1 protein-coding gene is annotated in these 2,126 nt (G+C 74.9%); it reads left to right on the top strand.

Features of this window, described 5'->3' with window-relative positions:
* Window positions 1–2,126: cobaltochelatase subunit CobN (locus tag ROTAS13_RS23435; RefSeq protein WP_171979224.1), on the top strand; the 2,126-nt coding region annotated here is incomplete at both ends.

Genomic DNA, 2,126 nt, shown 5'->3' with positions numbered 1-2,126 from the left:
GGCGTCGGGGGGCAGGAGGGCCATGCGGTCGGGCTGGACAGCTTCGCCAGCCTCGAAGCCATGCTCGGCCTGTTGCGTGGGGAAGGCTACGACCTGCCCGAGCCGCCGGATGCGGCGACCCTGGCCGAATGGCTCTGCCGCGCCGCGCCTGGGCCCATCCTGTCCCTCGGCCGTTATCGCCGCCTCTTCGCCGCGCTGCCGGAAGCCTTCCGCGCCCGTGTCGGGGCGGCCTGGGGCGATCCGGAGGCGGACCCCGCCGTGGAGGATGGCGGCTTCCGCCTGCGGCACCTGCGCCTCGGCCCGCATCTCCTGGCCATCCAGCCCGACCGGGGCGATCCGGCGCGGCGCAAGGCGAGCTACCACGACCCCGACCTGCCGCCCCGGCACGGCTTCGTCGCCTTCCATCTCTGGCTGCGGGAGGAGGAGCGCATCCATACGCTGCTCCATCTCGGCACGCATGGATCGCTGGAATGGCTGCCGGGCAAGGCGGCGGCCCTGTCGCCGGACTGTGCCCCGGTGGCGCTGGCGGGCGGGCTGCCGGTGATCTACCCCTTCATCGTCAACAATCCCGGGGAGGCGGCCGCCGCCAAGCGCCGCCTCGGCGCCGTCACCATCGGCCATCTCACCCCGCCGCTGCGCGCCGCCGGGCTGCACGAGGAAGGCGCGGTGCTGGAACGGCTGATCGACGAGTATGCCGCCGCCGACGGGCTCGACCGCCGCCGCACCGCCCTGCTCCGGCGCGAGATCCTGGACCGCGCCGAAGGCTGCGGGCTGCTCGCCGAGAGCGGCGTGGCGCGGGAGGCGCCCGAGGAGGAGGCGCTGGCCCGGCTCGACGCCTATCTCTGCGACGTGAAGGAGATGCAGATCCGTGACGGGCTGCATGTCTTCGGCCGGGACCCGGCGCCGGAACGCCGCGCGCTGCTGCTGGAGGCCCTGGCCCGCTCCTGCCCGGGGGTCGGCGCGGAGGTCCTGGCCGCGCGGCTCGACGCCTGCGCCCTGGCCGAGCGGGAGGCGCTGCTCGCCGCGCTGGACGGGCGCTTCGTCGCCCCGGGCCCTTCCGGCGCGCCCAGCCGGGGCCGCGCCGACGTGCTGCCCACCGGGCGCAACCTTTTCGCGCTGGACCCGCGCAGCGTGCCGACCCGTTCCGCCCTGGTGCTGGCGGAGAAGGCGGCGGCGGAGCTGCTGCGCCGGCACATGCAGGAACAGGGCGAGTTCCTGCGGCACCTGGTCATCGACCTCTGGGGCAGCGCCACGCTGCGCACCGGCGGCGAGGAACTGGCGCTGGCCCTGGTGCTGATGGGCGTGCGCCCGGCCTGGGACGCGGAATCCGGGCGTGCCAGCGGCATCGAGGTGCTGCCGCTGGCCCTGCTCGACCGCCCGCGGGTGGATGTGACGCTGCGGATCTCCGGCCTGTTCCGCGATGCCTTTCCGGCACAGATCGCGATCTTCGACATGGCCGTGCGCGCCGTCGCGGCCCGGGAGGAGGAGGCGGAGTGGAACCCGCTCGCCGGAAGCGTGCGGGGCCTGTCCGGCCAGGAGCTGCGCCGTGCCACCGCGCGGATCTTCGGCGCCGCCCCGGGCGGTTACGGAGCCGGGACGGAGGACCTGCTGGCCCGTGGCGGCTGGGACGGAAAGGACGACCTCGCCCGTGCCTACCTTGCCGCTTCCGGCCATGCCTATGGCCAGGACCTCGACGGCAGGCCCGATGCGGAGGGATTCGCCGCCCGGCTTGCCGGGGCGGGTGCCTTCCTGCAGGTGCAGGATCATGCCGAGACCGACATCCTCGACAGTCCCGACCGCGCCGCCCATGCCGGGGGCTTCGCGGCGGCGGCCGGTGGGCTGGGTGCCAGCCCGCGCCTCTATCACGCCGATACCAGCCGCCCCGATGCGCCGAAGCTGCGCGCGCTGGAGGAGGAGATCGCCCGCGTGGTGCGGGGCCGGGCCGCCAACCCGCTCTGGATCGCCGGGCAGATGCGCCATGGGCGCCGTGGCGCCGCCGAGATCGCCCGCGCCGCCGAGGCGCTGCACGGCTTCGCCGCCACCCTTCCCGCGCGCTTCGACCGTCCGTTCGACCTGCTCTTCGAGCACACGCTGGGCGACGGGCTGTCTCTTGATCACATCTACGC

Source organism: Roseomonas sp. TAS13 (genome assembly GCF_001950415.1).
Lineage (GTDB): Bacteria > Pseudomonadota > Alphaproteobacteria > Acetobacterales > Acetobacteraceae > Roseomonas > Roseomonas mucosa.
This window is presented reverse-complemented; position numbering and strand designations above follow the sequence as displayed.